The 8,455-nt window shown below is 49.7% G+C and carries 3 protein-coding genes; all 3 read left to right on the forward strand.

Annotated features, from left to right (window positions below; genetic code table 11):
* Positions 1-7 precede the first annotated feature (7 nt).
* The 3 genes from ACFUCV_RS12710 to ACFUCV_RS12720 all read left to right on the forward strand — a co-directional run bounded on the left by ACFUCV_RS12710 (position 8) and on the right by ACFUCV_RS12720 (position 8,282).
* Positions 8-3,139 carry a CDP-glycerol glycerophosphotransferase family protein gene (locus tag ACFUCV_RS12710; RefSeq protein ID WP_380816239.1) on the forward strand — a complete coding sequence of 1,044 codons (3,132 nt, stop codon included), beginning with the start codon at positions 8-10 and terminating at the stop codon, positions 3,137-3,139.
* A gap of 83 nt (positions 3,140-3,222) precedes the next feature.
* Positions 3,223-5,493 (forward strand): hypothetical protein, encoded by a 2,271-nt coding sequence (locus tag ACFUCV_RS12715; RefSeq protein WP_380816241.1) that lies wholly within the window; start codon positions 3,223-3,225, stop codon positions 5,491-5,493.
* A 65-nt stretch (positions 5,494-5,558) separates the two neighbouring features.
* Positions 5,559-8,282, forward strand: a complete 2,724-nt coding sequence (locus ACFUCV_RS12720; RefSeq protein ID WP_380816242.1) for a CDP-glycerol glycerophosphotransferase family protein — start codon at positions 5,559-5,561, stop codon at positions 8,280-8,282.
* Positions 8,283-8,455 lie beyond the last annotated feature (173 nt).

The raw sequence follows: 8,455 nt of genomic DNA on the forward strand, positions 1-8,455 counted from the left end.
CACAGCCATGAGAAGTACACGCACAAGAATGGCTGCCTTGGTGCCGGCTAGGGTGAAGAGCAAGCTGCGCACCGCGATACACCCTGCACAGCGCCAGGTTCTCGCACGCGCTGCAGGGAAACGTGCGGCGAACTTGGGAACATTGTCTGTTGTTATCCCCGTGTTTAACGTTGAAAACTACCTCGCCGCTTGTTTGGATAGCGTGATTTCACAGAGCTATCCACATTTGGACATCATTGTGGTCGACGACGGGTCCAACGACGGGTCCATGGCGATTGCACAGCAGTATGCCCGCTGGGACAAGCGCATCCGGATCATATCCTTGGAGCACGGCGGCAACGGCCGTGCCCGCAACGTCGCCATCGATAATGCCTGGGGGGATTTCCTAACGTTCGCTGATTCGGATGATGTGGTGGCTGTTAACGCCTATCAAACTATGATGCACAAAATCACAGCATCAGGCTCTGACTTCGTGGTGGGATCATCTGACCGCCTGATAGGCAAAAAAAAAGTTTCAACCAAGCAAGCCGCGAGGTTGCACGCAACTGAGCGGATTGCTATATCACTCGAAGAGTTCCCGGCAATACTCGATGACGTGTTCCTGTGGAACAAGCTATTTCGTAAAACGTTTTGGGACTTGAGCGTTGCCCCTATCCCAGAGGGCATTCTCTATGAGGACCAAGAGACCACAGCCCGTGCTTTCCTGCGCGCAAGGGCTTTCGATGTACTTGCGGAGAACGTCTATAGCTGGAGACAACGTCCAGGATCATCGTCCATTACGCAGGGTAAAGGCGAGCTAAAAAACCTCCAGGACAGGTTAACGGTGGCCGCCGAGGTTTCGGATTTGATCCTCAATGAAGGCCCCGACGAATCGGCTCAGGTTTGGTATCTGAGGCTTTTTGGCAGTGACCTGGTCCCATATTTTGATCTGGTGGCCAACAGGGGAGATGACTACTGGGAAGCGCTAAGCAGCGCAGTTCAGCGGATATATCTGAAGTTCCAATCGCGGGGACTCATCTCGGCACAGACCATGCAACGCATGGACCCCCATGCGCGCGTATTCCTGGAACTGGCACGGTTGGGCCTAAGAGATCAAGTCGAGGAAGTCATTGTCGACCGGATCGACTCGGGGCATGGGTATGAGGTCCGGCTGGATAAGAACCGGATTGTCGCAGTTCCTAACTACTGGCGTCACATAAACCAGGCTATGAACATGGCACCGTTGGAATGTGCACCGGAACTTCTCACCTTTGACTCCGGCATTCGATGGCGCGATCATCAAGACGGGCACGGCCAGTTCCTAGAGGGGTACGCCTATTTACGTGGCCTCGACATTCAAGGGCTTACTTTCCATACCAGGTGTACATTCAATTTTATTGACGGCTCCAAACATGGTGCCCAACTCCATCCGCGGATCAATAATGAAATCGATGTACTTGCTGGTGATCCCTACGCATCTCACGCATCATCAGGGTTCCGCGTGGCAAGCCTTCAAGACCTGGGGGATTCGAAAGTAGAGAGTGTGCAAATCGAGCTGAAGATCGAGGGCACCAATTTCAGTTCACTGCACCAGATGCCGAAAAACCCGACCATGCAATCTGCCAAGGTAATTCCATATGTCGTTGCATTCACAACGTCCCCGGCAGAAGACGCTTTTGAGGTCACCATGGACTGGGGAGACCATTCAGAAACAGCAGGGGTGTTTCTATCAACCCGGCGCACCTTGATTAGGCCGAGCTCCAGTACCAGGCTGGACAACGCCCGAATACGCTACACCTTCAAACTCAACCATCGCTCCTGGGGACAAGATGTATTTTCGTACAGCTCCGGCGCTTACACGCTTAGGTTTCAGAAAAATGGCTCCCCTCCGGTGTCCATTGGCGCGTCCAGTGATGTCGTTCTCGTCACGCCTCTTCACCAGCGACTCAGACACGCCAACGTCACGGCGTGGGTAACCGAGGCCGGAAAATTTGCTGTCACAATCGCCGCTCCTCTGTCGGAAATGGAGCGTAGCAAGTATCACCAGCGCCGGATGCAGCAGCATTTCCAGAAGGACAGGAAAACAGAGAATCACGTGGTCATCGAGAGTTTTAGCGGAACCTTCGCCACGGACAGTCCACGTGCTTTGGCGGACGAATTCCACAAATTTCACCCTGAAGTACCCTTCTATTTTTCAGTCGTGGATCACTCGGTTCCTATTCCCAACTACGGAATCGCCCTAATAAGAAATACGGAACAATGGTATCAGAAGGTTTCGACGGCCAAGTTACTCATCAACAACAACAATTTCCCTTTCTATTTTAGAAAGGACGTCGCACAGGTCTACCTTCAGACATGGCATGGCACTCCTCTAAAAACAATCGGTTCCGACACGCCCAGGACATACACTTCACCTAGCTACCGGAGGGTGTTGGCTAATGAGTCCGTTCAGTGGTCTGCCATGGTCGCTCAAAGTGAATATGCATCAGACATATTCAAAAAGAGCTTCAATTTTAATGGAGACATGATCATTCAGGGCTATCCACGAAATGATGCGCTTTTCAACAACCTTGAGAGTAGGAACAAGCTCAGATCTGCCCTGGGTATTGGTAAGCAGGACATTGCCGTGCTGTTAGCACCCACTTGGCGAGATGATGTATATTTAGGCGGCTCAAATGTCGGAGAACATGACCTGGACATTGGAAAATTAACCGCCCTCATAGGCAAGAATTTCAAATTCCTTGTACGGTCACACCATAACAGTGATGCCGTGATGGGATCGAAACTAAATGAGTCCATCATAAATGTGACCGGCTGGCCGGAAATTAATGATTTGATCTTGGCGTCAGACTGCCTCGTCACGGATTATTCTTCCATCATTTTTGATTATTCCACTACAGGAAAGCCCATTTTTGGTTACATCCCGGACATTGGAAAGTATGAGAATATGCGGGGAACGTATATTGATGCGCGCCAGATATTTGGCGGGAATCACAGCGAATCCTTGGTTGAACTTTCTAAATTAATTTCCGAAATGAGCAGGATGGCGGACGATGCGGATGGGTCGTACCACGTGAAGAATACTTACGCACCGCTAGATGATGGCCGAGCTAGCGGAAGGGTTTTGCAGGCACTATGCAGGGTAATTTCGAATGTGTAGCTGAATTCAATTAAGCGAACCGCCATGCTTGCATAAAGACGCCAGCATCAAATGATAAAAAAATTTACTGATAGAATTGGATTATGAATACAGCTCATCTCCCGGAAATACTTGCACCGCACCTTTACCCTTCAGATGGAGCACTGAAGGAGAGCAAGATTTTAGCAGCCATCCGTGCGTCCGACTACACTGATACAGTCCTGAATAATAAATTATTAGCATTCATTAGTGAAGTTGGTAGGCGCGGTGAGGCTGGCTACGGCCTAGCTCTTTGTAAAAGTGTGCAGACTGGTTTATCTCAATCCGGCGTGTCAGAGAGCTGGCTTTCGTTTGAGATAGAGGTCTTAGCGGCCGAAATGCATCTTTTGCTTGGAGATGATAAATATGATGAGAACAATTTAGAAAATATTCTTCAGAGGCAGGACGTCCCTGAAGAGATGTTGGCGAAAACCCAGGCTGTATTGTCGTTGACGTACTTCCGGCGGGGGCGAATTTCCGAAGCCGCGTCTATAACCCTCTCCATCCTTCATCGATTGGAAAGGGACACAGAAATCCAGCTTCGAGTGGCCTCGGATGCCGCTAGGTATTTAGCCCTTTCCCAAGAATTCACAAAAGCATCAGCACTTCTGAGCCGTATCATCGATGGGTCTTCGGGCGAGGCAGTAGGTGAAGTGCCGAGTCAATTCTTTCAGCTCCGTGTGCTGCACGCATTTACCTGCGTGGAGACTGGCAACTATGAGGCAGTCAAGAGCCTTAATGATGAGCTGGATCTAGAAGATTCGCCACTCCGCGACCCTGATGCTCATAATGCTATTGTCTACGTCAATGCCCTTGTCGACGCTGCTACTCGCGGGATTGTGCTGGGTGAGGCGATCCGAACCAGTTCGAGACGCTTGGTCATAACGGATGATGCTGGGTGGGAGACCCAAGTTCATCGTGCCTGGTCGATGGTGCAGTCGGGAAGAATCGGTGCTGCACACGCCATGTTCAAAAAACTGGTCGATGACTCCAAGGCTCCTGCACTTCCCGCCATGATATTGCTCGGCGAGTCTGCGCTTGTAGGTTTCATATACACATGCCAAGAGCTGCAGTTCGTGGATGAGGCGCGAGAAGCGTTGAAAAAGGTGACTCGTCTTCATACGACCGAAGACCTCGCCATCTCTACAACGGGACTGTTGCATGGAATTGATCTGGTTTCGGTCTCCAAAGAGACTGGAACGAAGTCTCGTCTCAAATCTATACGCAGCCTCCGCCGACGTGGCCAATATTCACTTGGATCCCATACTCCGCTTGTCCGGAAAACTATTGAAATCGAATGCAAAATTCTAAACGATGGCGGACTGAACGGCGATGAACTCGCGTTGAGACAGTTGCTCGTTGAGCTGGAACCCAATGACGTCGACATGTGGGAAGACACGCATCTAAGAAATCGCCTCCATCTCGCAAGCCTTTGCAGCGATATGGCAGCGACCGAGACGGCAAGATCGGTCGTATTACCTGTGCTCGGGCGGATCGATGTTGTAAGTGGCGAGAACGATGAACTCAATCTGTTCGCCCGATACGTCACATTCAAACTAGACCTAGACAATATGAATGCGGATTCCATTGATATCATGAGCAGTTTGCAAAATGATATTGAACAGCATCTCGGTGCTGCCCATCCGTTGAACTATAAAGCGTTATTCGTCTTGGCAAAGGCGTGGCAACTAGTGGGCAATAACGAAATGTGCTTGGACCATCTCCTTTCCATCGAAAGCGGAAGTGGCTTCGCAACGTCCAATCGAAAATTCAAGCTCAACGTTATGTCGGAAATTGGTGACACGCTAAGTGCGTTGGGTCAGTACAAGCGCGCTGCTAAGTGGTACAAGATTTGCGTCAAACTGCCAGCATCACAGTTCGATCCCATAAATAGTGTCGAGCTTGAAAAATTAGTGAAGTATGGTGAGGCAATGGCTAGAGCCGGGGACTTCACTGGCTCACGCAACCTCTTCGAGTCCATTCCTTTTGAACAGGAGGACTCTGTTTATCGAAACGCCGATCTCTTTGTAAGGGCCAAAGCATCGTCAGCCGCTTCTGCGGAGAGCATGGGTTCCCATGCGCTAGCGGCAACAGAATATTCCATGCTGATTTCGCTCATGACGGAGAACGTAGAACTTGACAAACCAAATATTTCTCTAGCGTCGCTTTACATCTCTGCAGGGCGGAATTTCGAACTAATTAATGATCGGGAATCGGCATTCCATAATTACGCCTCGGCACTTGATCAACTACACAACGATCCCCAGGCCGACAAAGCCCTGATTAGTGAAATTACATGGCGTCGGGATTGTTGCCAAACAGTTGGAAGTTTTTAGCAAAATGCACTTACCCGCGTCGGACGTTTTACGTCAACTTTACATCCTAGCATTAATGAGGAAGCATGACTAAAGGCCTTTTTTCTGTAGTAGTGGCGCTTTACGGCGTTGAGAACTATGTCGACACTTTCCTGACGTCCCTTGAAAGACAGACATTCCCTTTCGAAGATTTGGATATAATCGTTGTCGACGATGCGTCCATTGACGGGTCATATGACAAGGTCAAAAAATGGTCAGAAAAGTACCCCGGTATAATCCGTCATACGACCAAATCGAATGGTGGCCCTGCTTCAGCCCGAAATATTGGCATTGGGATGGCCAAAAACCAGTGGATCACTTTCTCTGATCCGGATGACGCACTGCAAGAAAAATATTTCGAAAATGTTGAAAATTTCATAAAGCGTGATACCGGTGAAATGGCTTCCATCCTCACCACTCGAGTTATGATCTGGCAGGAGAAAACAGGAAAGATCTCTGACAATCACCCTTTGGCGAGGAAGTATTTTTTTGGAGATCGCCTTGTAGACCTGGACCAAGACCCCCACAACATACAATTGGGCGGAGCTACGATCTTCATGCGAAGGTCGATAATTGACAAGCATCAACTTCGTTTCGATGAGAGAATCAGACCCACATTTGAAGATGGCGAATTTATAGGTCGTTTTATGAGTTACCTGGAGCGGCCTGTCGTCGGTTTAGTCTCGAGCGCAAGATATCTGTATAGAAAAAGAGGAGATGGATCGTCGTTAGTTCAGTCGGGGTGGGGGCATCCTGAACGCTACGATGAAGTTCTTCGATACGGCTACTTGGGCCTCTTCAAAGGTCTACAAGAGCGGTTGGGCCATGTGCCCGTTTGGGCGCAAAATATGGTCCTATACGATATTCAATGGTATTTGTCTGAAGACAAGAAAATGAACAGCTCAACGGCCTGGCTGAGTAACGATCAACGTGCGTTGCTTCTCAAACTACTACAAGAGACGTTCTCCTATATTGAACGGGACACGATCGACCGATATAACGTTACACCGTGGTCCTGGATCACCCGGGAAGCGATTCTTGCCTATTACAAAGGACAGGGCCTGAAGGTACAGCGGGCCTACCTGTGGTCTAAGGAGGGCACTTCTCCGACCCGAATCGTCTATACTTACCGAGGCGTGGCCCCCACTGAGTTGTTTATGGTTAACGGGACGATAACTGCTCCTAGTCAGACCAAATCTGTCATACACGCTTACTACGGCGAGAATTTCATGGTTGAGCGCTCTGTCTGGCTGACTACCAGCGATCGACCCACTGTTCTCCTCAATAATGAGTTTGTTCGCTTTGAGTCTCCGAAGCGTCCGGGTTGGGGTCGCCCGGTGCTGTCAGGAGATTTAGCACTAACTCCAGCTGAGGCGGCCAAACTTGCCACCGCCCAAACAGCACCTTCCTCAACGCTGAATAAGAGAGTTGCCACAGTTTCGAATAAGCTTCGGCACGCGGATGTCATTCGTGCCAAGCTTGCCAATCGCGTAGCCATTGATCGTTTGGTTCATGGTGGGAATGCCGCACAAGCCACTCTAAATGTGGGCAAGCGGGTAGTCGTACGCAAGGTGGCTCAGGTGCAATCGAAGGTCCAAAAACACGCTGATAAAGCCACCCTGGCATGGGCAAATTCAGCGGCGATGAGGGCTAAGTATGAGAATGCTTGGGTTGTCATGGACCGTGTAGATAAAGCGGATGACAACGGTGAGCACCTATACAGATACTTGATGAAGAACCGTCCTGACATAAATGCATGGTTTCTTTTGCAGCGATCCTCACAAGACTGGACTCGTTTGGCTAACGAGGGATTTCGTCTTGTGGAATACGGATCGAGGGAGGCAGTGGCTCTGTCGCTCGCCGCTCAGTTCCAGATTTCCTCAGATGCAACGCATGGTGTTCAGTATCCATTGGACGAGAAACGATTTGGTTCTAGTCCCGCAAAAATTATTTTCCTGCAGCACGGCGTTATTAAGGACGATCTGTCCCGGTGGTTGAACGGTAAAAACTTGGCAATGTTTGTCACGTCCACGAAGCCTGAATACGAGTCTATTGCTGGTGACTACTCACCATATAAGTTCACGTCTAAGGAAACTAAACTTACTGGATTGCCAAGGTTTGACGCCCTCCTTGAGAAGCGTGGGACAAGAGACAGGATTGACCGGAACGTAGTGGTCATCATGCCAACGTGGCGGCAGGCACTAAGAGACGACATGAACGAAGCGGGCAGCCTTGAACAGAAGAAGTCCATTTTCCAAGAGTCACAGTTCGGGGAAAACTGGATGGGTCTCCTGAACGACCCGAGATTAAAGGTTATAGCCGAAAGTAACAATTTGGATCTTGTCTTCATTCCACACCCTGCAATGAGCGATCTTATCAACGTGATTGACTTCCCCGAGCACATCAGGGTGTTTGACTCGAGTCAACGCAGTCTGCAGGACGAACTTGCTAAGTCCGCAATGACTATAACGGACTATTCGTCGATTGCGTTCGACGCAGCTTTTGTAGGTTCTCCGGTTCTGTACTTCCAATTTGACTCTGAAGCGATATTCTCCGGTAGCCACAGCTATCGAAAGGGCTACTTCAATTACGAGACCGCTGGCTTTGGTCCTACTTTGAAATCAATAGACGAAGTAGTGAAAAATATTGATTCGCTGTCGGACTCTGGTTTCATAGGAGCGGAGATTTATCAAGAGCGTGCGAAGAATGCATTTGCATTTATTGATTCTAATAACTGTGAAAGAGTAGTTCAGTCGATTCAGGATCTGTAGACTGAACGACATGACCTGAGCCTCTTGGTAGCAGTTGGGTAAGTGACGCAGCTGCAGGATTCGTTGAGGGCTTGCTGGGGTGAGTATTCGACGGTTTGGGGACCACCCATTATTGCCGTTGGGGACCTTTGATATTGCCGTTGGGGGCCAGTACCTTCCTGGGTGGGAGCCAC

Source organism: Specibacter sp. NPDC057265 (assembly GCF_042668835.1).
Classification (GTDB): Bacteria; Actinomycetota; Actinomycetes; order Actinomycetales; family Micrococcaceae; genus Specibacter.

What these genes read in the sequence shown, in the direction of transcription:
- ACFUCV_RS12710 (WP_380816239.1), top strand. Translation starts at nt 8, where the DNA reads ATGAGAAGTACACGCACAAGAATGGCTGCCTTGGTGCCGGCTAGGGTG.
- ACFUCV_RS12720 (WP_380816242.1), top strand. Translation starts at nt 5,559, where the DNA reads ATGACTAAAGGCCTTTTTTCTGTAGTAGTGGCGCTTTACGGCGTTGAG.
- ACFUCV_RS12715 (WP_380816241.1), top strand. Translation starts at nt 3,223, where the DNA reads ATGAATACAGCTCATCTCCCGGAAATACTTGCACCGCACCTTTACCCT.